Source organism: Catenulispora acidiphila DSM 44928, assembly GCF_000024025.1.
GTDB classification, from domain to species: Bacteria; Actinomycetota; Actinomycetes; order Streptomycetales; family Catenulisporaceae; genus Catenulispora; species Catenulispora acidiphila.
Window position 1 is genome coordinate 2,348,825 of record NC_013131.1, and the last position, 24,364, is coordinate 2,373,188.

The window sequence follows — 24,364 nt, forward strand, 5'->3', positions numbered from 1 at the left end:
CGTAGTCGTCGCGGCAGTCGAGGCGGTCGGCGCGAAGCCTGACGGCGGCGTCATACCGCACGTCAGTGTGGTTCTGCCGTGTTACAACGAGGAGGCGCACGTTCTGCTGGAGATTCAGCGGATTTGTGCGGCGTTGGATGCCACGGAGTATCCGTATGAGGTTTTGGCGATCGATGACGCCTCCACCGACGGCACCTTGGAGGTGCTGCGCAAGGCGGAGATCGACTTCCCGTCGGTGAAGGTGGTGGCGTTCCACCGCAACGGCGGCGCCGGTACGGTGCGCCGGATCGGGTCGGGCATGGCCCGGGGCGACATCGTGGTGTGGACCGATGCGGACATGTCGTATCCGAACGAGCGGATCCCCGAGTTGGTGGAGATGCTCGATTTCGACGCCGGTATCGATCAGGTGGTGGGTGCGCGCAAGGCCGAGATGGGTTCGCACCGCCTGTTGCGGATCCCGGCGAAGTGGGTGATCCGCAAGATCGCGGAGAAGCTGACGAATCAGAAGATCCCGGACTTGAACTCGGGTCTGCGGGCGATGCGCCGTGAGGTGGCGTTGCCGTATCTGCGGCTGCTGCCGCCCGGGTTCTCCTGTGTCACCACGATCACGTTGGCGTTCATGTCCAACCAGAAGACCGTGGTGTATGTCCCGATCGACTATGCCAAGCGGGCCGGCAAGTCCAAGTTCAAGTTTGTGAAGGACGCCTACCGCTACATCCTGCAGGTCCTGCGGATGGTGATGTACTTCAACCCGCTGAAGGTCCTGATGCCCCCGGCCCTGTGGCTGGTTGGCATCGGCGCAGTGAAGGCCATCTTCGACCTGGTCGTCCACCCGTTCCGCTTCGCGCAGAACACCGCACTGCTGTTGCTGTCAGGCCTGATCATCGCCTCCATGGCACTCCTCGCCGACCTGATCGTGCGATCGCGGCCGGAGTAGCGAGAATCCGATCCCGCCGGGCGCGCGCGGCTTTGACGCCGCGCGCGCTGGATGCCGGTGCGGGGCGTTGAGTGTGGGAGCGAGTGGCCGGGTGCGGTTTCGTCGGTGGTTTTAAAGGCGTTTTCTTACGGCTTCGCGCACGGGTTTGAATGGCCTCGCAGGGGACGCAGTTCGGTGGTGCGTGTCTGAATGGCGCTGGCGGCCGGCGGCAGTGCGTGGACACGACCGCGCGTGGCAGGCTGCTGCTTCACTATGTCGCCGACATCTTCGGCAAACACACTAGTATTGTTGGGCGTCTCCTGCCGGGACTGGCATCCCCTGCTCGGAGCAAGCGTTACGCGATAAGCCGGGGACCTTCTCCCCACAAGGGAGGGATCCGGGACAAAGGCGACCAACATTCAGACCGCCGCCGAACAGCCCAACCCGGCCCGCCCCCCCGTTGCAGAGTGCCCCCGCCGGAGGCGCCTGCCCTTGACCTTGACTTCTGGTGCCCACCAAATGCGGCCGCCACCCGCAACCACAAACGCGTGCGCAGTGACTCGGACCGGCGCGCGGTCGTGAACAGCCATAACCGCCAGCCGCCAACGCTACTCAGAAACCCTCGACCGAACTGCGCCCCCTGCGAGGCCATAAAACCATGCGCGAAGCCGTAAAGAGCTTCTGAAAACCACAAACAAAGCGCACCAAGAATCGGCACAATATCTTGCGGCATTGGGTTTTTAGCCCTCAGCCTCACACCTCACAACTCCTCGTCGTGGGCATCCTCCACATACACCATCGCGAGCGCCTCGGCGTGCTCCGGCTCGTCGGGGTCGGCGACGACTTGGGCCATGATCGTGGCTTCGTAGTTCTCGGGGTCCATCTCGAGGATCTGGTGCAGGACCTCGGCGGCTTCGGGGAGGGCGCCGTACTTGATCAGGGTGAAGGCGGCGAGGCTGAGCTTCTCGGTTGTCACGGGTTCGGCCGGTTCGGCGGCGTGGATCTCGACGCACTTGTCGAGGAGGGGTTGGAAGCGTTTGGGTGGGCCGAAGAGCTGGAGGCCGATGATGATGCCGGGGACGGTTATCGGGGCGCGCATTGGGGTGGCGAGGGCTGTTTCGAAGTCGGCGAGGGCTTGGTCCCATTTGCCGAGTTGGAAGCGGATCTGGGCGAGGACGGCGGTGCGGTCGCCTCCCACGTCGGGGAGTTCGATGCGCTGGATCAGGCGTTCGGCGGCGCGGTGGTCCTGGTAGGCGAGCATGTAGAGCGAGCCGAGTTGGAACAGTGTGGTGCTTTGGGTCGGGGAGACGCGCAGGATGGCCTTGTAGGCCTCTTTGGCCTCGTCGTTCATGTCGAGGCGCTTGTAGATGTTCGCTGCGGAGGTCAGGGCGCCGAGGTCGTCGCCGGCGAGCTCGACGGCGTCCTTCGCGGCCGCGACCGCCTCGTCGTGGCGGTCCATCTCGGCCAGGATGCGCCCTTGCAGCGACACCGCTTCGCTCGAGTCGGGGAAGCGGCGGCGTCCCTCGGTGGCGAGTTCGAGGGCTTCGTCGAGGCGCTCCAGCTCCTCCAGGGCGTAGACGGTCCAGCGGAACAGCGCGCGGGTCGCCTCGCCCTCGGCGATCAGCGGCATCGCCAGGGCGAGGAGGTCTTCGTAGCGGTCGTCGTCGCTGGCGATCTCGGCGGCCAGTATGCGCGCGGGGACCAGCGTCGGGTCCGCCTCCAGCATCGCCGCCACCAACTCCCGGCAGCGATCCCGCGAGTCCTTCGACCATGCGTGGTTGTACACCGCCGCGCGCCACATCGACGCCGCGACGCGCGCCTGGTCGCGGAGCAGCTGCGCGTCCGTGCCGGCGGTGCCCGGCGTGCCGAGGTCGGGGATGTCCAGCGCCTGGCAGCCCAGCGTGTAGACGTCGAGCAGCGGCGCGGGCAGCCCTTGCGTCTCCAGGGTGTCCAGCACCTCGCGCACCCGATACGGCCTCGGCTTCAGCCGCAGCGCCGAGGTGAACGCCTCGCGCGCCCGCTCGATCGCCCCCAGCCGCAGCTTCACGATCCCGGCCTGGATCAGGAGCCCGGTGTCCGTCGGCTCTAGCTGCAGCGCCTGCTCCATGGCGACTTCGGCCTCGCGCCAGCGGTAGTCGTCGACCAGGACCATAGCCCGCGTCTGGAAGCTCTCACCGACCTGCGGATCGACCTCGATCGCCCGGTCGGCGGCGGCCAGCGCCTCGGCGCGCCGGTCCGGGAACCGCCCGACCACCTGCGCGTACAGCCGCAGCACCCGACCCTCGTCCGGCGCGATCTCCAGCGCCCGCGTCAGCAGCTCCAGCGCCTCGTCGTAGTCCTGCTCCTGCTTGTGGATCAGCGCCGCACGATAGAAGCCCTCGGTGTCCTGCGGCCAGTGCGCGATCAGCAGCCGCGCCGTCTCCAGCGCCTCGGGCCGCCGGTCGGCCAGATCCAGCAGCCACGCCAGGTTCGCCAGCGCCCCGAAGTGCTCGGGATCGGCCGCCAACACCGTGCGCAGCATCGGCTCGGCTTCGGCGTGGCGGTCCAGCTGGATCAGGGCGGCGGCACGCTCGACGGCGGTCCGCAGCGACTCCTCGTCCGCCATCACAAACCCTTCGCGCCCTTGTGGTTCTTGAAGTACGCCGCGAGGTCGTCGTACGCGCCGCCCTCGTTGGCGAACAGCGCGACCGAGCGCGCGGCGTCGAACCACGGCCCGGTCGAGGGACGCACGTCCTTCAGCGCGGCCTCGAAGTCGGCCATCCCCATCATCCGCACCTCCCCGCTGCGCACCGCGTCGATCAGCGCGTTCTCGGTCGCCGACTCGCACAGGTAGGCCAGATCCGCGCCGGAGAAACCGTCGGTCCGCGCCACCAGCGACTCCAGGTCGATCCCCGCGATCGGCCGGTCCCGAAGGTGGTACTGCAGGATGTCCTCGCGCGCCGGGGCGTCCGGCGGCAGCACGAGCACGGTCCGGTCGAAGCGCCCGGGCCGCCGCAGCGCCGGATCGACGTCCCACGGCGCGTTGGTGGCGCCGAGCACGAACACGCCCTCGTTGTCCGCCCCGACCGAGTCCAGCTCGGTGAGGAACTGGTTGACCACGGTGCGCATCATCGAACTGCGGGTCTGGCTGCGCCGCTGGCCCAGGGCGTCCAGCTCGTCGAAGAAGAGCACGCACGGCGTCTGCCGCCGCGCCAGCTCGAACAGCTCGCTCAGGTTCTTCTCCGACGCCCCGAACCACAGCTCCAGCACCTCGGAGATGCCCACGGAGATGAAGGACGCGCCGATCTCGCCGGCGACCGCGCGCGCGATGAACGTCTTGCCGCACCCGGGCGGACCGTAGAGCAGCAGACCGCCGCGCAGCGACTTGCCGTAGATCTTGCGCAGCTCGGGATTGCGCATCGGGGCGAGGAAGGAGACCTGCAGGCGCTCCTTGACGTCGGCCAACCCGCCGACGTCGGCGAGAGTCAGCGCGGGACGCTCCACGTCGTGCGCCGGAACGCCTTCCGGATCCTCGCCGGCGTCGTCGGCGGCCAAAGGCTTCGACGCGGCGGTGAAGCGCGGCGGCGGGGCGATGTCGCCGAGTTCGGCTTCGGCGGCGGACCAGTCGAAGCCGGGGTCCTTGGACGCGGCGGGGTCTTCTTCGGTCGGCTGGGACTCTTCCGCCTGGTGCTGGTCCGCTTGCGCGATCGGCGTGGCTTGCGCCGCCGGCATGGCTTGCGCGACCGGCGTGGCTTGAACAGTCGGTGTGGCTTGACCAGCCGGCGCGGCTTGCGCGGGGACCGCGACAGTAGCAGCCTCGCCGCCCTCCGCCGCCGTCCCGCGGCTCAGCGCCGCGAGCATCAGGGCCCTGGCTTGCGCCGACCCCGGCTCCAGCCGCAGCGCCTCGCCCAACTCGACGATCGCCCCCTGCGTGTCCCCGGCGCCGATCAGCGCCTCGGCGAGCGCGACTCGGAACTCGGCTTGCTCGGGCGCGGAGCGCACCGCCTGTCGCAGTGCTTTGATCAGAGGGCTTTCCCCGTCAGCCATGGACATTCCCCTCCCTGGCGAATCTCCCGCGAGCATAGTCGGTGCGGATGATCGCCAGAGGCGAGGAGGCGGGGTCCGGTCCCCGCGGGCTTCGGCTAGTCCCCGGCGTCGATGTGCGCGCCGTGCGTCTCTTCCTCGAGCAACGCCATCAAGGCCTTCGCCGCCGGCGACGTCGCCTCCGGAACCGGCAGCAGCGCCGCCGTTTCGTACACCACGCCGCCGGTCTCCTTCAGCGGCGTCGCGTACAGGCTCGGCCGCTTGGACTCGAAGTGCCGCGGCACGACCGCCACGCCGAGCCCTTCGCCGACCAGATCGAGCAGGCTGTGCACGTCGTTCACCTCCAGCGCGACCGTCCGCCGCACGCCGAGCATCGCGAACGCGGCATCGGTGACGCGGCGCGGTCCCCAGTCCGGGTGGAAGTCGACGAACACCTCCTCGCCGAGGTCGCAGGGCGCCGGCGCCGCACCGGACGCGGCCAGGGCGTGGTCCGGGTGGCTGAGCACGGTCATCGGCTCGCTCGTCAGCGCCACCGACCGCAGGTGCTCCGGATCGGCCTCGGTTCCGTACGCGAACGCCATGTCCAGCCGCCCCGCCGCGACCTGCTCGGCCAGCGCCGCCGATCCCCACTGCCGCAAGCGGATCTCCACCTGCGGATGCCGCCTGCGAAAGGCTGCGAGCAGCCCGGCGACGTTCACTCCGGCGATGCACTGCTCCGCGCCGAGCGTCAGCGTGCCCCGCAGCACGCCCTGGACCGCCGCCACCGCCTCGCGCGCCGCTCGCTCCTGCGCCAGGATCCGCTCGGCTTCCACCAGCAGCGCGCGCCCGGCTTCGGTGAGCGTCACGGTGCGAGTCGTGCGCACGAACAGCGGAGCCTGCAATTCCCGCTCCAGCGCACGGATCGAAGCCGACAGGCCGGACTGGGACACCATCAGCCGCGCCGCCGCGCGGGTGAAGTGCTGCTCCTCGGCGACCGACACGAAGTGCTGAAGCTGGCGTATCTCCATAATTGAGAAGCTTAACCACTGAATCCCAGCAGATTCTCCTGTTGGACTGATGCCCTCCCGGCGCGGAAAAGTAGCCGCGGGCCCGCGGAAGGCGAACCGGTGCCCGAGCCGTCCACCGCACTGGGAGTCGCGATGTACACCGCCCACCTCGACCGCTACACCTCCATGCCCTACCGCCGCGCCGGGAACAGCGGCCTGTGCCTGCCGGCGATCTCGCTGGGTCTGTGGCAGAACTTCGGTCCCGATCGTCCCGCCGCCACGCAGCGCGCCATCCTGCGGCGTGCCTTCGATCTCGGCGTCACGCACTTCGACATCGCGAACAACTACGGTCCGCCCGGCGGCGCGGCCGAATCAGCCCTCGGCGAAGCGCTGCGGACCGACTTCGCGCACCACCGCGACGAGCTGGTCATCTCGACCAAGGCCGGCTACCGGATGTGGGAGGGACCGTATGGCGAATGGGGATCGCGCAAGCATCTGACCTCCTCGCTCGACCAGGGCTTGCGGCGGCTGGGCGTGGACTACGTCGACATCTTCTACTCCCACCGCTTCGACCCCGACACGCCGCTCGAGGAGACGATGCGGGCGCTGCACTCGGCGGTCCAGCAGGGCAAGGCGCTCTACGTCGGCGTCTCCAACTACTCCGCCGAGCAGACGCGTGACGCCGCGCGCATCCTCGGGGAGCTGGGCACTCCGCTGCTGATTCATCAGCCGAAGTACTCGATGCTCGATCGCGGTCCGGAGGAGCGTGGATTGCTTGACGCGCTTGAAGAACTCGGCGTCGGCTCCATCGCCTTCTCGCCGCTGGAGCAGGGTTTGCTGACGTCTCGCTACCTCGACGGCGTCCCGGCGGGTTCGCGGGCTTCGAGTCAGGGTTCGTCGTTGAGCAGCGATCGCCTGACTGAGGATCTGCTCTCGCAACTGCGTGAGCTGAACGACATCGCCTCGTCTCGTGGTCAGAGCTTGGCGCAGTTGGCGCTGGCCTGGGTGCTGCGCGGTGGCCGGGTCACGTCGGCGCTCATCGGCGCGAGCAGCCCTGAGCAGTTGGAGGACAACGTCGCGACGATCGGCAATCTCGCCTTCGACGACGACGAACTCGCGCGGATCGACGCGCTGATCAAGCGATAGAGACCGCCCCGTGGGCCTGGTCGCCCGCCAACAGTGCCCTGATATCCATCGGCAGGCGTAAGGTCGAGGACGCATATACCGCGCGCACCATCGCCACCGCGGTGAGACCGTCCCGCATGCTGACTGCGGGCATGCGGCCGGTCGGCGGGCTCGGCGCCGCCGCGTGTTTCCGAACCCGGGACCACGCGGCGCGCCTGGTTGTCCGGCGCGGCGCCGCCGTAGGGTCCGGCGGTGACGCCACCGCCGGACCCGGCGACGTAGCGGAAGTGCTCCTGAATCACGCGATCGCTGACACTGAACAAGTCAGCGCCGCGGTCGCGCAGTCCCTCGCCGCCGGACCCGGCGACGTAGCGGAAGCGCTTCTGAATCACGCGATCGCTGACGCTGAACCGGTCAGCGCCGCGGTCGCGCGGTCCCTCAAATCCCCGCCGCGATGACCTCCGCCAGCCGCGCCCGCAACGCCGCGCCGATCTCGTCGCCCTCGGCGGCCAGCGCGTCGAACTGCTCCAGGCTGATCGGCTCGCCGAGCGCCAGCACCGCGTCGATGTCGGCGAACTGGCGCGCCTGCTCGGCGTCGTCCAGCGGTTCGGCCAGGACCGACGGCGGGGTCGGGAGCTGCCGGCGCAGCTCGTTCGCGAAGCCGTAGCCGCGGCGCAGTCCGCCCAGCGCGTAGGCGACGTCGTGGTTCGTCCAGACGTCGCGCACGTACGCGATCCCGACGGCGATGTCCATGAAGTAGCCCTCGGAGCCCCCGTCGTTGTCGACGGGGAACTCCTCGGAGCCGATGATCTCCTCCAGGCGGACGCTGACCTCGTCGGTGAGGTGCTGCGCCGGCGCGGCCAGCAGGTAGGCCTGGTTCATGCGCTTCGCGGCGGCGAGCAGCTTGCCGTACTCCGGGAAGGTCGCCTCCGCCTCGGGCAGGGTGCCCGCGGTGCTGGACCGGTGGGAGGCCAGGGCCAGCACCACTGCGGCTTGGTAGGGCGTGCAGGCGCTGAGGCGCTCGCGCGCTGCTTCCTTGTCGTAGGGCATCGCTGAGCCTTCCTACCAGGTGAACATGGTTTGCCCTTGGAGCCATCCGCCGCTCTTGCCGTTGGCGAGCCGCTGGTTGGTCTGGATCGATTTTCCACCCGCGGGCGGGTTGAACCGGGTCCGGCTCTCCGGCCCGATCAGTTTGGCGGGACCGACCGTATCACTGAAGGGGGTGTGGACCAGCGAGTTCTGGCACCAGGGGCAGCACGGCCGGCTCGCCGCGCCGCCCAGCGGCGTCCAGCCGTTGGTGCGGATGTGGTTCAGCGCCGTGACCTCGGCGTCGCCGTCGAACGGGTCGGCGCGGATCTCGTTGGCCAGCCCGTTCTTGCCGATCTCGTCGTCGACGTCGCCGAACAGGGTCTTGCTTTCCTTCCCGCTCCAGCCGACGACGTGGACGATGTTGCCCTCCTTGTCCATCGCGCGGATGATCGCGACGGTGTTCTCCCGCTGGCCGTACGGAGCTTCGAACTTCCCGTGCAGGAAGTCCACACGGTCCTTGATCTGCTGCGCGGCGTTCAGACAGATGAGTCCGAGCGGGTCCGCCGAGACCATCGGGTTGGCCACATACGCCTGGTCGTTCGGCGCCGCCGCGAGTCCCAGCGGGTCCGGGCTCAGATACGAGCCGCGCTCCGGGTCGTAGTACCGGTGCACGTTGTAGTGCAGCCCGGTCTCGTCATCGCGGAACTGGCCCGGGAAGCGCAGCGGACAGTCGGCGCCGTGGTCCGACGACGTGGCGATCGTCGTCCCGTACAAGCTGGTCGTGGTGTACCAGTCGATCGAGCCGTCGGGCGCGACCAGCTCCGTCGGCGTGCCCACCAGGTCGGTGACGATCGTGTGGAACGCCTCGTCGATCGCCTCCTGCGGCGCGTCGGCGGCCCAGGAACGGCGCCGCTGCGCGACCGGGCGCCAGCCGTCGTTCGCCTCGTAGTCCCACACCAGCGCGGTCCGGACGCCGTCCGCGCCCTCGGTGACCTGCTCGACCAGACGCGAGCCGTCCCAGGAGAACCAGACGCGCTCGGCCGGCGTGCCGCCGTCGTCCGAGAGCCGGATCTTGCCGGTGCGGCGACCGGTCGGGTCATACGTGTACTGCCATACCGCGCCGTCCGGCAGCGTCACCTGCGTCAGCTGGTCGTTGGAGTCCCAGCTGTAGTTCCATTCGCGACGCTGCCCCGACAGCGTGCGCCGCACCGCGCGAATCGTGCGGCCCTGCGCGTCATAGTCGTAGTGGGTCCGCCCGGTCTTGCGGACGCGCGTCCCCTCGAAGGAGGGAGTATCCAAGCTGTCATCACTGCGGCCGGCAGGGCGAACGTCCTGAGCGACGTTGCCGAACGCGTCGTAGCTGTACGACTCGCTCCACGTCTGCGCCTGCACGCTCAACACGCGGCCCTCGGCGTCGACCTCGTACTGCCGCGCACCGCGCAACGAGTCGGAGACCGCCACGGGTATCCCGTCGGCGCGGTAGGAGTAAGAGCGCTCCAACAGCGTCGTGTCGCCGGCGAGCCGCTGCCCGGCCAGCCGGCCCAAGGCGTCGAACTGCTGCGTCAGGCGCGCGCCGCCGTCGATCGTGCGGACCGTCTCCCGTCCGGCGATGTCGAAGTCGAACGCCACCTGCCGGCTCCCGGCCGTCAGCGTCGCCCGCCGCGCCTGCGGGTCGTAGTCCCAGCGCGAGACCGCGCCGGACGGCGTCAGGCGCCCGACCCGGCGCCCGGCGGCGTCGTAGGCGAACTCGGTGACGCGGCCGTCGACCGCCTCGGTCAGCGGCCGTCCCGCCTCGTCGTAGGTATAGGACAGCGCCGAGCCCGGTCCGGTCACCGCCAGGACGCGCCCGGCGGTGTCGTACTCGTAGAAGGTCTCCCCTTCCGGCGCCAGCCGCCGGACGACCTGGCCCATCGGGTTGCGCTCCATCCGGACGACCTGCCCGGCGCCGTTGGCGCGCGCGGTCAGCTGCCCGACGGCGTCGTGCGTGTAGCGCAGGACGCGGCCGCCGAAGTCGGTCTCGGCGACGATGTTGCCCGCGCCGTCGAAGGTGTAGTCCCACGTCGCGCCAGCGGGGTTGGTGACCCGGACCAGGTTCAGCTCGGTGTCGTAGGCGAAGGTGTGGCGGACGCCGGTGGTGTCGGTGCGCGCGGTGAGCTTGCCGAACGGGCCGTATTCGGAGCGGGTCACGGTACCGAGCGGGTCGACGTGCTCGATGGCGTGCCGTTCGGCGTCGTACGTCCAGGTGGTGGTCAGGCCCTCGTTCGTGGTCTGCCGCAGCGGCAGTCCCTCGACGGTGAACTCGGTGGCGACGACCTCCCCGACCGCGCCGTGCACCTCCACGATCCGCCCGAACGCGTCGCGCACGGCGCGCGTCACCTCGCCGACCGGATCGACGATCTCCAGCGCGAGTCCGGTGCTGTCGTTGGCGACGCGGGTCGCCATGCCCAGCGCGTCCGTCGACTCCACCACGGCGCCGTGCTCGTCGTAGCGGTAGGTCGAGACCGCGCCGGCCGGGTCGGTGACGGAGGCCAGGTTGCCGCGGTCGTCGTAGGTGTAGCGCCAGGCCGTGCCGTCGGGCAGGTTCACCTCGAGCGGCTGCGCGGGACCGGCGAACGCGGCGGTGATCTCGGTGCCGTCGGGGCGGCTGACGCGGACGGCGTTGCCGTCGGCGTCGTATTCGCGCCGGGTGGTGCGCCCGATCGCGTCGGTGCCCGAGAGCAGGTGGCCGCGCGCGTCGTATTCGCTGAGCAGGGTGCCGCCGAGCGGATCGGTGATCGCCACGACGTGACCGGTCTCGTCGTAGCGGTAGACGGTCGGCTGGCCGAGGGAGTCCAGGACGGTGTTCGCCTCGTTCTCGTCGTCGTAGACGAAGGTCGCCGACAGGAAGCCGCCGTCGCCGATGCCGCGGACCACGCGGCCGTCCTCGCCGTACTCGTAGACGTAGCGGTACCCGAGGCGGTCCACCCACGCGGTGATGCGGTCGGCGGTGTCGTGCTCGTAGCGGAACGGCTCGCCCGAGGAGTCGACGACGCCGGTCAGGCGGCCGGGCCGGTCGTACTGGAAGGCGCGGACGATGACGCCGTCCTGCGAGCCGTCGAGCAGCCGGATGCCGGTGACCCGCAGACCGCCGTCGGTGGCGGCGGTGTCGACGGCGACGCGGTAGCCGCCGCTGTGCTCGACGGCGGTCGGCGTGCCCTGCGCATCGCGCACGAAGTCGATCCGGTTGCCGTTGCGGTCGGTCAGGGCCATCAGATCCCTGATCTGCCCGTTCTCGTCGGCGAAGTGCGCGACCGGGAAGTGCATGACCAGGCCGGTCGCCGGCGTGCTGACCCGGATCTCGTCGGCCTCGCGGTTCCACTCCAGCGGCCAGCGCGAACCGCTCTCGGACACCACACTCTGCCCCGGATCCGGGATCGGGTAGTTCAACACCTGCGCGTCGTCACCGGTGAGGTGGATCCCGGCGGAGTTGACCGACAGCCGGATATCCAGCGTCGAGGACCAACCGGGACCGAACAGGCGGCCCGCCTCGTAGCCGGAGGAATAGGAGCGGCGCAGGAACAGCGGCAGCACGGAAGGCAGCACCAGGTCGGTCTCGGCGGTCAGCATCCGGCCGGAGACCACGTCCACCGGGTCGCCGCCCTCGCAGGCGAGCTTGTTGCCCCGACTCCCCAGCTTCTCCATCAACTTGCCGCCGTACTTGTCCATCAGCTTGCCGCCGACCTTTTCGATCGCCTTCCCGCCGACGAACTGCAAGCCGAGCATCCCGACACCCATGAGCGCGTCGCCCCAGTGCCCCTGCATGGCATCCCCGGCGACCTCCATCCCCGTACCCACCAGCGCGATGATGTTGTCGGCTTCGGCGAGGGCGGCGGTGACGACGTCGACGCCGGGGATCCAGGAGGTGGCCAGCGCCAGGATGTCGAGAAACGGGGCGAGTTCGTTGGCGATGTCGGCGATCTCGCCGCCGACTTCGGACAGGACCTCGCCGACGTGTTCCCACCAGTGTTTGTTGTGGATGCCGTCGGATTGCGCGCGATGCAGGGCACTGCCACACGCCTTTGCCGCGTTGATGCGGTCGTTGTAGGCGTCGTTGGCCTGCTTGGTCAACGCGGCCATGTGGGCTTTGGCGTTGTTCAGGTTGGTCTGTGCGGTGTCGTGCGCGGTCTGCGCATCTGTGACCGCCTGCGGGTTGGGTGTCGTGGCATGACTCTGCTGCGCCGTCTTCAAATCAGCAGCAGCGTTGTTGGCGTTGTTGGTAGCGCGTTGCAGATTCGAGTTGGCGTCTTGCGCCTGACGCAGCGCCGTGTCGGCTTTGGTCTGTGCCGCCTGAAGCTGCGGCGCATACGCCGACAGCGCATCGGAGGCTTCGCTGTAGGACGTGTACAGCTTCTGCAACCGCCCCGGCAACGGACCGAACTGCCCCTTGAACGCATCAGCAGTCTGACCCACCCACTGCAACGCCGTAGCATCCGACCCGAACGAGCTCAGGCTGTGATACGCCGCTTCCGCATCATGGGCGAAGTCCCCGAACTCCTTCGCCAACGCCTGCACCGATTCCACCACGCCAGGTGTCGGATCCCCATCCAACCCCAGAACATCCCACCCCGTCGGACGCGCCATCGTTCCCCCCGCTGTTGAGTTCGCAGTTCGCCCGAGTGTACAAATCAGCTCACGACTACGAAAGATCACCTTGTATGGTGTCCGCCTGACTTGAGCCGTGGGAATAGCTGGGGGGCGTGTGAAGGCGTTCGTGGGGCAGTGCGAGGCGCTTGTCAACCAGGCGTCTGAGATGCAGGTGGTGGTGCTTCGGCATGCCGCCGGCGATGATGACGAGATGCTGGCGAAGGTGGCTGTCGGGGAGTTGGCTTCGCAGGGGCAGATCGAGGCGGTCGTCGAGCACTTTCGGCCTGAGGCTGCGGCGGGTGATGTGGGTGCGATGAAGGCGATGTTCTATGCGCTGATGACCGTTGGCGGGCGGGAGGCGTCGGCTGAGGGTATGCGGCTGCTTGGGCGGCTTGCCGAGGGTGGTGATGCGTGGGCGGTTGCGACGCGGGAACGTGCGCGGGCGTATGAGCGTGAGCATGCGAGAGTCGGCAGTGCGACTGGCTTCGGGCCCGGATTCGACCGGGCGACCGCCGCCTTCGCTGCTGCCAACGGTGAGCAGATCGAGTGCTTCGCCGGGTACTGCGATCCGGAGGGTTATCAGTTCTCCTTTGACGAGAACAAGCTTGTCGGGCTCGGGGAGGGTCCGGACCTCACCGATCTCACGGTGCTGGGTACCTACTCGCACAGCAGCCGGACCTGGTTGTGGATGTGGGCGAACGAGTCGTGGGGCTGGGACTGGAGTCATCCGGCGCTGCGCTCGCTGCGGCGCGTCCACGATCTCGGTGTGGAGCAGGGGATCCCGGAGTTCAGCGAGCGCGGACTCGATCTGTCCGACCTGCCGGATCCGCACAGTGCGGCGAGTGTCCTGGCGATCTCGACTGGCGGGCTGCTCGGCGTCAGCGGCGTCTGGTCGTGCCGCATCAACGACGGCGAGGGCTCGATCTACGTCCACTCCGCCGACCCGCGCATCCCCCGCGCTGCCTACGACCGTTCGTCAGTGGAAGGGCTGCTGCACGGCGCCACGCGGCTGTACCCGCACCACCAGCGCGAAGTCGTGCGGGGCTACTTCGGACACCACGGAATGCAGGTGGGGGAGTCCATCGACCGCATCACCGCCACCGGCGCCGGCGAGCCCGGGATCACGGTGCGGTTCGACGCGGCGAATCAGGTCACTGCGATCGGCTGAAGTCGAACTGTCGCGCGGATAAAGGGTTTGTCGGCCTGGTCAGCTCACGGGGAACTCGACCTTGACCCACTCCACAATGGGCTGATATCCCAACCTGCGATTCACCGCGAGCATCGGCGCGTTCGCGACGTGGTTGTGGGTGAAGATCCACGTGCTCTGCGGGTACGCGTCGAGGATCCAGAGCGTGGCCGCCGCCTTGAGCCGCTGTGCCAAGCGGTGTCCCCGATGCGCGCGGACCACGCCGGTGTTCCAGATCTCGACCGGTCCCGGCTGCTTCTCGAGGGTCACGACGTTCGTGAAGCCGGCGATCTGACCGTCGGCGGCCAGCGCGGCTTGGAAATGGCGGTGGATGCCGAAGCGCACGAGGGCCTGTTCCTTCTCGCGCAGTTTCTCCACGGTCAGCGGCGTGGAGGAGACGTCGCCCGGGGCATCGGCCATCGCCGTCATCGCGTCGCAGAAGGACTCCGCGAGTTCCTCCGGGCAGTGGTCGCTCCAGCGGATCAGCGTGTAGCCGGCGCCGGTCGTCGTCGGTGCGGCCCAGAGGTCGAACGCGCCGCGATCGATCGTGCTGAGATCCAGGCCTGACAAAGTCTCGCGCTCGATCACCCGCCCGCCGCGCGCCTGCGCGAAGCCCTCTGAATCGTCGCCGCCCACGACCCGGAGCAACAGTTTCGCCTGGCCTGCCGCCCGCACGATCTCCAGCGACTCCGCCAGCAGCGCCGAGCCGATGCCGCGGCGCCGTCGGTCCGGAGCGACCCAGAACGCCGGCGCGATCGTCTTGGCGGGATTGATCACCGACACGCCGATGGCGGAAACAGCGGAAGCCGCGGAGACAGCGGAGACGCCGGCGATGGCGGAATCAGAGTCCTTCGAAGCCTCGAACGCACCTAAGACAGTCCGGTGCCCCTCTGCCGCATCGGGCAGCAGCTGCGCCGCGTCAGGCACGAGAACGTCGGGCAGCGTGTGCGCGTATGCCGCCTGCCAGACGGGGATCGCCGTTGCCCGGTAGACGGCGGCCTCGGCGAGGTCGAGCCTGTGGATCCTCATCAGGTGGAGGCGATGCTGCCCACCAAAGATTCCCCCGACCACGTACTCACCGTACGCGCGCGTCACCCCTGCGTCACGCGTTCCGACGCCGCGCCTTGTCACCCGAGTGGCCTAGTGTCCACGGCCCGAGGCGGCGGGCGCGCCACCGCTGGGGTTGTGTGGACGCGGCGCCGCCGCTTCGGTGCGCCGGTGCCGATCGAGACTGAGCGCGGGGGCGTTCTACTCTGCGCCGATCCTTTGGAGGCGGCTGTGCCGACCGTTACCACTCGCGATGGTGTCGAACTCTTCTACAAGGACTGGGGCGCCGGGCGCCCGGTGGTGTTCATCCACGGCTGGCCGCTGAGCGGCGACGCCTGGCAGGACCAGCTCAAGGCGGTCGCCGACGCCGGTTTCCGCGGCATCGCGCACGACCGCCGCGGCCACGGACGCTCCACCCCGGTGTGGGACGGCTACGACTTCGACACCTTCGCCGACGACCTGAACGACCTCATGACCGGGCTGGACCTGCGTGACGCCACCCTGGTCGCGCACTCCATGGGCGGCGGCGAGCTGGCCCGCTACATCGGCCGGCACGGCACGTCGCGCGTGCGCTCGGCGGTCCTGCTCTCGGCGATCACCCCGCTGATGCTCCAGTCGCCGACCCTGCCCGAAGGCGTCCCGAAGGAGGCCTTCCAGCAGATCCAGGCGGGCATCATCAACGAGCGCTCGCAGTTCTGGCACGACACCGCGGTCGCCTTCTTCTCCGCCAACCGCGAGGGAACCAAGGCCACCCAGGGCAACCAGGACGCCTTCTGGCTCATGGCCATGCAGGAGACCATCGAGGGCGGCGTGCAGTGCGTCGAGGCCTTCACCTACGGCGACTTCACCGACGACCTGAAGAAGTTCGACGTCCCGACCCTGCTGGTCCACGGCGACGACGACCAGATCGTCCCGATCGACGCGACCGCCCGCAAGGGAGTGAAGATCATCTCCGACGCGACCCTGAAGGTCTACGAGGGCGGCTCCCACGGACTCGCGCTCGTGCCGGGGGACAAGGAGAAGTTCAACAAGGACCTGCTGGAGTTCCTCGCCAAGTAGCGGCGAGCGATGAGCGGCTGGCTACGGCTGGCGAGCCCGACGGCGGGAGCCGGTCAGATGATCACTGACCGGCTCCCGTCGTGTTCGGCAAGTGTCCTTAGCTCGCGCTGGCCTCCGCCGCAGCCCGTCCCGCCTTCCGCCCCGAGAACAGGCAGCCGCCGAGGAACGTCCCCTCCAGCGCGTTGTACCCGTGCATCCCGCCCCCGCCGAAGCCGGCGACCTCGCCGGCGGCATACAGGCCGGGGATCGGCGAGCCGTCGGCGGAAAGGACGCGGGAGTCCAGGTCGGTCTGGATGCCGCCGAGGGTCTTGCGGGTCAGGATGTTGAGTTTCACGGCGATGAGCGGTCCGGCCGCCGGGTCCAGGATCCGGTGCGGCGTCGCGGTGCGCCCGAGGCGGTCGCCGATGTAGCGGCGGGAGTTGCGGATGCCCTGGACCTGCGCGTCCTTGCTGTAGGGGTTGGCGATCTGCCGGTCGCGGGCTTCGATCTGCTCGCGCAGCGCGGCGGTGTCCAGCAGGGCGGTGTCGGTCATCGCGTTCATCTTCGCGACCAACTCCTCCAGGCCGCGGGCGACCGCGAAGTCCTCGCCCTTGTCGACGAACGCCGCGACCGGCGCCGGGGCGCCCTTGCCGAGCAGCCGCTCGCGCACGAACGCCTTGCGGTCGTTCGCGGTGATGTCAGGGTTCTGTTCCGAACCCGACAGCGCGAACTCCTTCTCGACGATCTGCTGCGTGAGCACGAACCACGAGTGGTCGTACCCTGCGATGTCCGGGTCGGTCCGCAGGTGGCGCAGCGTTCCCAGGGTGTCGTAGCCCGGCAGGTACGGCGAGGGCAGGCGGCGCCCGAGGGCGTCGAACCACATCGAGGACGGTCCTGGCAGAATCCTGATTCCGTGTCCGGGCCACACCGGGTCCCAGTTCCGCAGACCCTCGGTGTAGTGCCACATCCGGTCGCGGTTGACCAGCCGCGCGCCGGCCTGCTCGGTGATGTCCAGCATCCGGCCGTCCACGTACGCCGGGACGCCGGTGACCATGAAGCCGGGCGCCGTGCCGAGGCGCTCGGGCCAGAACCGCCGGACCACCTCGTGGTTCGCGCCGATGCCGCCGCTGGTGACGATCACCGCCTGCGCCGTCAGCTCGAACTCGCCGATCGCCTCGCGGTTCGAGGGGGCGCCGCGCACCGCGTCGTCGTGCGCCAGCACCGTGCCGCGCACCCCGGTGACCGCGCCGTCGGCGACCACCAACTCGTCGACGCGGTGCCGGTGGTGGAACGTCAGCAGCCCGGTGGAGGCGGCCTGCTTCGCCAGCCGGACGAAGGGGTCCACGACGCCGGTCCCGGTGCCCCAGGTGACGTGGAAGCGCGGCACGGAGTTGCCGTGCCCGTCGGCGCGCAGGTCCCCGCGCTCGGCCCAGCCGACCGTCGGGAGGAACTTCAGACCGTGGCCGGTGAGCCAGGACCGCTTCTCCCCGGCCGCGAACTCGACATAGGCGCGCGCCCAGCGGTGTCCCCAGGAGTCCTCGTCGTCCTTCCGGTCGAACTGCGCGCTGCCGAGCCAGTCGTGCCAGGCCAGGTCGAAGGAGTCCTTCACCCGCAGCCGCCGCTGTTCGGGGGAGTCGACGAGGAACAGCCCGCCGAAGGACCACCACGCCTGCCCGCCCAGGTTCGCGGCGTTCTCCTGCTCGACCACCGCGACCTTGCGACCCCGCGAGGTCAGCTCGTGCGCGGCGGTGAGCCCGGCCAGACCGGCTCCGACGATGATCACGTCAGCGTCCACGGGACGGCTCCACTTCTGCTCGTGCGGGCGATGAGATCGAACTTAGCGGACGCTAGTTCCGATAGCGGAACACGATCCGCCCCCGGCTGAGGTCATACGGCGTGATCTCCACCAAAACCCGGTCCTCCAGGTAGATCTTGATGTAGTTCTTGCGGATCTTGCCGCTGATGTGGGCGAGCACCCGGTGGCCGTTCTCGAGCTCCACCGTGAACATCGCGCTGCGCAGGCATTCGACGACGCGGCCCTCGACTTCCAGGCCGTTCTTGTTCCTGGTCATCGCATCAGCTCCAGGTTGCTGCCCACCGGCAGCGCCCCGACGCTCGCGAACAGCGCCGAGGCGGCTGCGTTCGACTCCTGGACCTCGGTCCAGGCTTCGGTGAAACCGGCGCGGTGCAGCGTGCCCAGCGCGTGGGCCAGCAGCGCCCGCCCGATGCCGCGCCGCCGCGCGCCGGCGCGAACTGCGAGCAGCCCGATGCGCGGCCGGTTCCCGACGACCACGCGGATCAGGCCCAGGTAGCCGTCCGGCGTCGCCGCCACGGCGTATTTCGACGGATCGACGATGGTGTCCCCGGCATGGCGGGGGATCACTTCCGCGGGCATCGACTGCCATCCGGCGCCCGCCTCGATCTCGTCGCGGATCGCGCGGTCCACCGCCCGCAGCAGATGCTCGTCCGCCTGACCGGCGGGCAGGATCCTCACGCCGGCGGGCGGCGTCTGTTCGAGCCCTGTGAGGCGGGGGTGGGTCGGGACGGCGTACTCCCACTCGCGGCGCCGGACCGTGAATCCGGCGCGCAGCCAGGCGGCTGTGAGGTCGGTGTCGGCTTCGTCGGTCACCGTGTACACCGGTGCCGGCAGTTCCGCGAGCATCGCCGCGGCGAGCCGGTCGAAGGTGGTCTCGTGCCAGGCGTCGACGCTGACGAACAGGCGGCCGTCGGGCCGGCGTTCCGCGTACCCGCGGCCGACCACCCGGTCGTCGTCCAGGGCGTGCCATTGCCGGTCCGCGACCCGTGTGAGGAAAGTCTGAGTCTCCATCGGAGTCTCCTTCCAGGAGAGCCTTGTTACTCAGGCGCTCCTGGCGACACCGAACGTCAGCCGCCGGACCGTGACGGACTGAAGGAGCACCCATGGGTGGATGTGTTCACGGGTCTCACCTCCTGACGACGACTTCACGGTCGAGGGCGACGGTAGCAGCGCGATGCCTGCGCGCGGAAACGATTTTCCGCGGAGTTCCCGGTGCACGGCGCCACCGGCACCAATGAAGCGGCCGCGCCGAGGTGGAATCCCACCTCGGCGCGGCCGCTTCGCAAGCTGCGCGCGCTCTCCGCACTAGTGCGAAGGCTGCGCGTTCCCGTGCGGCTTGACCGCACCGTGCGCCGTGTCGGTGGCGTGCGCCGGCTTCACCCCGGTGGCCTCCGCCGCCGCGGCGCTGGTCGCCGCACCCGCCGCCGCACCGGCAGCGGAGATGACCTGGCCGGCGCCGTTCACGTCGAGCCAGCCGGCGGCGCCGGCGACCTGCGGGCCGGCCTGGGCGTCGACCAGCTTCGACAGGGCGTTGTACCCGCCGAAGATGAACGCGTCGCTGAGCGTGTCATGGCTCTGGCTCAGGTAGGCCGAGTCCGCCGGGCTGAGCCCGACCTTCGGGTTGACCAGCAGCAGCGGGCCCTCGACCGCGCCCATCAGCGCGCCGCCGGACAGCGCGTCGGGGAAGTTGACGCCGGTGGCGATGCCGACGGCGGCCTGGCGGCTGCCGAAGAACTCGTTCGCCAGCTTCAGGGAGGTCGTGTAGCGGTCCGCGCCGTGCACGTCCACGCGGTACCACACGCCGGGCAGCGTGTCGTACGCCCCCAGCGCCTGCCCGCCGACCGCCCACGCGGTCACGCTGCCGGTCTGCTGCTGGAGCTGCGAGGCGTAGCGCTGCAGGTAGGCGCGGGTCGGCGCGGGCATGGTGGTGTCGTTGGTCAGGACCACGACACCGTCCGGGTCGCTGCCGGCCGCCGCGCCCGCGGACAGCGCGTCGGGGTAGTTGTTGCCGGTGGCCAGCAGGATGTCGCGCGGGTTCGGCGACGCGGTCTGGGCGACCTGCACCGCCGTGGAGTAGCGGTCGGGCCCGCCGATGCGGTCGACGTTGAAGCCCAGGTGGCGCACCGAGGCCTCGACCGCCGGGGAGATCGCGGAGTCCCCGCCGAGCAGGTACACCGTCGAGCCGGGCGCCAGGACGCGGGTCAGCTCGCGGGCGGTGCTGGCGTCCAGCTGCTTGGTCGAGGTCAGCAGCAGCGGGCCGCCCTTGTGCGCGGCCAGCGCCGCACCGCCCAGGGCGTCGGCGAACAGGTCCGAGCGGCTCAGGACCGCGACGCTCGCCTGTGCGCGCGGGTCGTTCGCGTCGCCGTGGTTCCGCCACAGCGACTGCGAGGCCTGATCGGCGGTGTCGAACCGGTCGCGACCGGCCAGGCGGTGCACGAAGCCCACCGAGGCGGTGTCGTACGTGGGGGACCCCCAGCGGTCCCCGACCTTCGTCGGCGGGTTGACGCCCGGCGTGGCCACGGTCGCCGAGACCGTGTAGGTGCCCGGCTGCGGCGCGCCCGGGGAGCTGCTGAAGGCGATGGTCTTGCCGTCGGCGGAGAAGGCCGGGTGCTGCGGGGGGACGAAGCCGGCGGTCTGCGGGAACGTGATCTGCCTCGGCGTCCCGGCCGTCCCGTCCGGCGCGACGTCGACCGCGAAGATCGCCGGCACGCTGACGCCGGGGCTCACGGTGGCGTTCTGCAGGAACGCGACGGTGCGTCCGTCCGGGGAGATCGTCGGGTCCCAGGCCGAGCCGGCGACGGTGGTGGTGCTGCCGGCGATCTGCTTCTGGAAGGGGTTGCCGGAGGCGTCGTAGCCCCGGAGCAGGATCGAGCGCGGGCCTGGGCCGTTGTTCGGGATGTCGCGCTCAAAGACCAGCAGGTCGCCGGAGAACTCAGGCTGGATGTCGTTGTAAGCGGTGCCAGGGTTCGTGCTCGTCGTGTAGCCGGTCGGCGCCCACGTCGGCTGCGAGGCGCCCACCGCGGACCCGTCCGCGGCTGTCACACGCAGCACCGAGGAGTTGCCGACCCCCGACAGCTCGCTCCACCCGACGGTGTAGCCGTCGTCGCCCCACGTCGGGTGCAGCCGCTGCACGCCGGTGGCGGCCGCGATGAGGGTGTCGCCGCTGCCGTCGCGGTTCACCGTGTGCACCGAGCTGTCGGCGGCGATGTAGGCGTACCGGTCGCCCTTGGGCGAGAAGGCGATCGAGGTGACGTTCGTCGGCGCGGTCAGCATGCCGCCGCCGGTCAGCGCGATCTGGTTCGTGCCGTCGGCCACGGCCAGCGGGCTCCTGGCGGGCACGCCGCCGGGGTTGACGGCGCTCGCCCCCGGCGCCATCGTGGCCGCGCCGGCGATCGCCGACGACAGGACTGCCGCGAGCGCCAAAGGCTTGCGGAGATGATCGAACGACACAGGTCCTCCCCAGGAATCGAAAACCCGTGCGTACGCCGGGCTGCGAAAGGGTATAGCACGGGGTCAGGCTCCTGCATGTCGTTTGATCAAGTTGCCCGCCGACTGGCGGGAAGCCTCGGGGCGCGGGCGGGGAAAGAAAGTGCGATTCGGCCGACTCTGTCGCGAGTACCGACTCTCGGAATTGGAGAGTCTTACTTTGTGTCCATGCCACTCATCAGCCCCGCACGATTCGACGGGCCACTGGTGGAACGGGACGCGCAGATCGCGCGTCTGGAACAGATCGCGGAGTCGCTGCGCTCGGGGCGGGGGACCGTCCTGGAGATCGCCGGCGATCCCGGAATGGGGAAGACCAGCCTGCTGGCCGTCCTGGCCGGACTCCTCGCCGGAGCCGGAGTACGGGTGGCCCGCGGCCACGCGATCCGCGGCGACGACGCCCCCGGCCAGATCTTCCGCAGCGCCTGGGAGGAACATCCAGGGCTGACCGCGGTGGACCGCAAGGGCGAGCTGGATCCGCAGTCGGCCGGAACCCTGGCGACCGGCTGGGCCGCCGGCTCCGGCGGCGCGGTGGTGCTCGACGACGTGCAGTGGTGCGACCCGAAGTCGGTCGACATCGCCGTGCGCCTGGTGCGCAATCCTGTTGCCGGACCGTTCCTGCTGGTCTTGGCGCACCGTCCGCGGCAGACGAATCCGGCGTTGCTGGACGCCCTGGACGACGGCGTCCGCATCGGGACCGTGACCCGGATCGCGGTGCCTCCGCTGAGCACGGAGGCGATGCGCGAACTCGCCGTCCGCTGGACCGGCGGCACGGCGGCGCACTTCACCGGCCACGACGAAGCCCACGACCGCCGGCTCGGCGACGCGGCCGGCGGAAGCCCGCGCAATCTGCGGATTCTGCTGGCCGGCGGCTGGGATCCGGTGCTGTGGCCCTTCCAGGCCGGCGGCGACCCCGGCGGGCTGTTGCGCGAGGCGGCGGCGCTGACCACCGAACTCGACCTCCTGTCGCCGGAAGCCGGTGTGGTCCTGCGCGGTGCCGCGGTTCTGGGCGATCCGTTCCGGCCGGAGGACGTCACAGAGGTCTGCGAACTCACAGCCGACCGCGTCCTGGCGGCGCTCGCCGAGCTGACGGAAGCCGATCTGGTGCGGCGGCGCGGCAACGGCGAGTTCGTGTTCCGCGATCCCGTGCTGGGACACGTCGCCCACGAACACTCCAGCCTCTCCCAGCAGACGATGGCACACCGGCGCGCGCTGGATCTGCTCGTCGGCCGTGGCGCGGCTGCCTCAGCGTTGGCGCGGCACGCGGAGCAGCTGCTCGGCACGGACTCCGCGACCGCCGCGCCGATCCTCGCGCGGGCTGCCGCCGAGGTGGTGGCCAGCGATCCGGCTGCGGCGGCTCACTGGTCCGGACTGGCGCTCGACCACATTCCGCATGGCGGGCAGGCGCGTGCGGAGCTGGAGATCCTGCAAGCTCGAGCACTGATAGCCGTCGGACGGCTGGACGAAGCCAGGACCCTGGTTCACGAAGTGCTGGGCCACGTCTCGGAGCTGCCATGGCAGATCGCGCTTCGGGCGTACGGCGCGGCGGCGGACGTCGAGCGTTTGCTGTGCCGCTACTCCGAAGCCGAGGCCATCGCGGCTACGGCGCTCGGACTTCTGCCGGCTCCGGGGGAGGGCGGCGCGCTTCCGCTCGAAGCCGTCACCATGATTTATGAGTACGCGCTGGTGCAGTCGCTGCGCGGGGACCACATCCAAGCCCGCGCGATGATCCGCTCGGCGGTGGACATGACCGCCCGGCCCGTGCATCCGACGGAGATCGCGATCCGCTGTCTGGCGGTGTGCCAGGACGCTTATATGGGCAACGTCGCGGTCGCGCTGGAGGAGGCGCGGCAGTGCACCGGCGTGGTCGACGCGCTGGCGGATCCGCAGGCGGGTCAGGCTCCTGAGATGTTCGTGACGCTCGGCGCCGCAGGGCTCTATCTCGAGCGCTTCGAGGATGCCTCCCGGCATCTCAAACGCGGACTGAAGGTCGCCAGCGGCGGTACGCAGCTGCACGTGGTCCTGCACGGACTGCTTGGTCTGGCCTCCGTGGACCTGTTCACCGGGCGGCTGGACACGATCGCGCAGTGGGCTGGCCAAGCCGAACAACTCGCGAGCGATATCGGGTCCCAGGAAGGCGTCGGGCTGGCCAAGTCGATCCGCGCCTCGTCGATGATCTGGACTCAGGGGCGGCGCGACGTCCGGGAAATTCTGGCGCTCGCCGAGTCTGCGATCGCCGACGTCGAATCGCACCGCAGCTGGTGGGCACTCAGCGCACTCGGGCTGGCAGCCCAAGTACAGCTGCTCGGCGGCGACCCCGAGGGCGCGTTGCGCACGATGCTGGAGCGCGCCGACGGCCAGGATGTGGCGGTCGCGCAGCCCGCGCTGGAGCCCTCTCTCAAAGGCCTGATGGCGATGGCCGCCCTGCGCTGCGGCGATCTGCCGGCGGCGCGACGCTGGACCGAGGACGCCGAAGCTGCCGCGTCCCGACTCTCCCTGACCGGTCAGACCGCCGGCGCGATCCGGGCCCGCGCCGCACTCCACCTGGCCGACGGCCGCCCCGACCTGGCCGTGGACCTCTTCGCGCAGGCCGCCGACCGCTTCGACCGCGCCGGCGCCCCGATCCAGCGCGTCTGGACCCAGGCGATGGGAGCGGCGGCGGCCGACGCGGCCCAGGGCCACGACGCGGCGCTGGTCTGGCTGGACGCCGCCTCCGCAGCCGCCGACGCACTCGGCGCACTGTCGGTACGGGAGGACACAGCACGCGCTCGGGCCGAGCTGGCGACCGGCAGCCGACCGGAGGGCACGCCGGCGCGTCCCGACGACGACGGACCGCTCGGCATGCTCAGCGAGCGCGAGCGGGAGATCGCAGCGCTCGCCGCCGCAGGACTGCGTTCGCGAGAGATCGCCCAGCGCTTGTTCTTGAGCCCGCGAACGGTCGAGGCGCATTTGGGACGGGTCTATCGCCGCCTCGGAGTCTCGTCGCGGGGCGAGCTTCCTCGGATCATCGGCAACCGGGGCGGCGAGGGCAGCGCTGACACGGCGCAGTAGATCTGCGCGCCGCCAGCCCCAACGTATGCGCAGTGACTCGG

Annotated in this window: 14 protein-coding genes and 1 pseudogene; 5 read left to right on the top strand and 10 right to left on the bottom strand. The window is 70.0% G+C overall.

All coding sequences use genetic code 11. The features are described 5' to 3' along the window. Nucleotides 1-52: 52 nt before the first annotated feature. Entirely contained in the window at nucleotides 53-937 is an 885-nt protein-coding gene (locus tag CACI_RS10330) for a glycosyltransferase family 2 protein (RefSeq protein ID WP_049872001.1), read from the top strand. Nucleotides 938-1,676: 739 nt separating this feature from the next. On the opposite strand, the gene CACI_RS10335 is transcribed toward CACI_RS10330, so the two are convergent. From CACI_RS10335 to CACI_RS10345, 3 genes are all read right to left on the bottom strand, one after another. Then, complete coding sequence (locus CACI_RS10335; RefSeq protein ID WP_012786287.1) at nucleotides 1,677-3,521, bottom strand: tetratricopeptide repeat protein; 1,845 nt, start codon at nucleotides 3,519-3,521, stop codon at nucleotides 1,677-1,679. Beyond that, nucleotides 3,521-4,942: an AAA family ATPase gene (locus CACI_RS10340; RefSeq protein WP_012786288.1), complete on the bottom strand. Its 1,422-nt coding sequence runs from the start codon at nucleotides 4,940-4,942 to the stop codon at nucleotides 3,521-3,523. The genes CACI_RS10335 and CACI_RS10340 overlap by 1 nt, the downstream gene beginning before the upstream one ends. Nucleotides 4,943-5,037: 95 nt before the next feature. Then, a complete protein-coding gene (locus CACI_RS10345) occupies nucleotides 5,038-5,946 on the bottom strand; it encodes a LysR family transcriptional regulator (RefSeq protein WP_012786289.1) in 909 nt (302 codons plus the stop codon). A gap of 132 nt (nucleotides 5,947-6,078) precedes the next feature. Between CACI_RS10345 and CACI_RS10350 the strand changes: the two genes are divergently transcribed. After that, complete coding sequence (locus tag CACI_RS10350; protein WP_012786290.1) at nucleotides 6,079-7,071, top strand: aldo/keto reductase; 993 nt, start codon at nucleotides 6,079-6,081, stop codon at nucleotides 7,069-7,071. 417 nt (nucleotides 7,072-7,488) lie between these two features. Here the strand turns inward: CACI_RS10350 and CACI_RS10360 are convergent, their stop codons facing one another. Both CACI_RS10360 and CACI_RS10365 read right to left on the bottom strand, forming a co-directional pair. Next, a complete protein-coding gene (locus CACI_RS10360; RefSeq protein WP_012786292.1) occupies nucleotides 7,489-8,100 on the bottom strand; it encodes a hypothetical protein in 612 nt (203 codons plus the stop codon). Between the two features lie 12 nt (nucleotides 8,101-8,112). Next, complete coding sequence (locus CACI_RS10365) at nucleotides 8,113-12,639, bottom strand: DUF6531 domain-containing protein (RefSeq protein WP_143765196.1); 4,527 nt, start codon at nucleotides 12,637-12,639, stop codon at nucleotides 8,113-8,115. 178 nt (nucleotides 12,640-12,817) lie between these two features. Here CACI_RS10365 and CACI_RS10370 point away from each other — a divergent pair, with 178 nt between their 5' ends. Continuing rightward, entirely contained in the window at nucleotides 12,818-13,870 is a 1,053-nt protein-coding gene (locus CACI_RS10370; protein ID WP_041540152.1) for a DUF6882 domain-containing protein, read from the top strand. Nucleotides 13,871-13,909: 39 nt separating this feature from the next. Here the strand turns inward: CACI_RS10370 and CACI_RS10375 are convergent, their stop codons facing one another. Next, the gene (locus CACI_RS10375; protein WP_041540153.1) at nucleotides 13,910-14,917 is read right to left on the bottom strand and encodes a GNAT family N-acetyltransferase; all 1,008 of its coding nucleotides are present in this window, start codon (nucleotides 14,915-14,917) and stop codon (nucleotides 13,910-13,912) included. A gap of 249 nt (nucleotides 14,918-15,166) precedes the next feature. Between CACI_RS10375 and CACI_RS10380 the strand changes: the two genes are divergently transcribed. Beyond that, on the top strand, nucleotides 15,167-15,994 hold the full coding sequence (locus tag CACI_RS10380; protein WP_012786296.1) for an alpha/beta fold hydrolase: 828 nt from the start codon (nucleotides 15,167-15,169) through the stop codon (nucleotides 15,992-15,994). Between the two features lie 97 nt (nucleotides 15,995-16,091). Here CACI_RS10380 and CACI_RS10385 read toward each other — a convergent pair. From CACI_RS10385 to CACI_RS10400, 4 genes and pseudogenes are all read right to left on the bottom strand, one after another. Further along, nucleotides 16,092-17,774: pseudogene (locus tag CACI_RS10385) on the bottom strand (FAD-binding dehydrogenase); the annotation flags it as partial. A 46-nt stretch (nucleotides 17,775-17,820) separates the two neighbouring features. Beyond that, the gene (gene infA, locus CACI_RS10390; RefSeq protein ID WP_012786298.1) at nucleotides 17,821-18,045 is read right to left on the bottom strand and encodes a translation initiation factor IF-1; all 225 of its coding nucleotides are present in this window, start codon (nucleotides 18,043-18,045) and stop codon (nucleotides 17,821-17,823) included. Beyond that, nucleotides 18,042-18,800 (bottom strand): GNAT family N-acetyltransferase, encoded by a 759-nt coding sequence (locus CACI_RS10395; protein ID WP_012786299.1) that lies wholly within the window; start codon nucleotides 18,798-18,800, stop codon nucleotides 18,042-18,044. The genes infA and CACI_RS10395 overlap by 4 nt, the downstream gene beginning before the upstream one ends. A 294-nt stretch (nucleotides 18,801-19,094) precedes the next feature. Next, nucleotides 19,095-21,239 (bottom strand): cell wall-binding repeat-containing protein, encoded by a 2,145-nt coding sequence (locus CACI_RS10400; RefSeq protein ID WP_012786300.1) that lies wholly within the window; start codon nucleotides 21,237-21,239, stop codon nucleotides 19,095-19,097. Between the two features lie 204 nt (nucleotides 21,240-21,443). On the opposite strand from CACI_RS10400, the gene CACI_RS10405 reads away from it, so the two are divergent. Further along, complete coding sequence (locus tag CACI_RS10405) at nucleotides 21,444-24,323, top strand: helix-turn-helix transcriptional regulator (RefSeq protein ID WP_012786301.1); 2,880 nt, start codon at nucleotides 21,444-21,446, stop codon at nucleotides 24,321-24,323. Nucleotides 24,324-24,364 lie beyond the last annotated feature (41 nt).